The 640-nt window shown below is 49.4% G+C and carries 1 protein-coding gene; it reads right to left on the bottom strand.

All coding sequences use genetic code 11. The annotated features are described in order from the left end of the window. Positions 1–47: 47 nt before the first annotated feature. Positions 48–640 (bottom strand): hydroxyethylthiazole kinase (gene thiM / locus AB4496_RS28370; protein WP_372133391.1); only part of this gene is annotated, 593 nt, incomplete at its 5' end.

Genomic DNA, 640 nt, shown 5'->3' with positions numbered 1-640 from the left:
GCTATTAACTTAGAACGATCAGTTTTGAGTTTAGAACTAGATTAAGCCTACTGAACCTTTAAACGTTGAATCAGTGTCTCTTCATCTAGTTGATACAGCTCATCGAGTAAGTTCATCTGCAAGCTACCTGGGCCACGTGAGTTTTCAGCTGCGATTTCGCCAACCACGCCCAATACCGCTGCGGCTGCCAAACCACTTTCATCACCAACAGCAGCAAATGCGCCAGTCAATGCCGTTAAGGTACAACCCATGCCCGTCACGTACGGCATCATTGGGTGCCCGTTGTTTAACGTCACAACGCTGTCTTTAGTGACAACGTAATCTGTCTCGCCAGAAATCACCACATTCGCACCGTATTCAGCGACCAAACATTGCGCTGCGCCTAATGCTGCATCACTGCTATCTAGCGCATCAACGCCTTTGCTCTGCGCTTGCTCGCCCGCTAACGCGATAATCTCAGACGCGTTACCACGAATGATCAACTTGTCAGCTAAGCGTGCAATTTCACGAGAAGTCTCGGTACGCAGCGTACTTGCGCCACAACCCACAGGGTCAAGAACCACGACTTTGTTGTTCGCATTCGCTTGTTCAACAGCAAAACACATTCTTGGCGTCCAAACACTGTCGAGCGTGCCAATGT

Origin of the sequence: Vibrio sp. 10N.222.46.A1, assembly GCF_041473595.1 — a bacterium.
In the GTDB taxonomy this organism is placed as follows: domain Bacteria; phylum Pseudomonadota; class Gammaproteobacteria; order Enterobacterales; family Vibrionaceae; genus Vibrio; species Vibrio tasmaniensis_A.
This window is presented reverse-complemented; position numbering and strand designations above follow the sequence as displayed.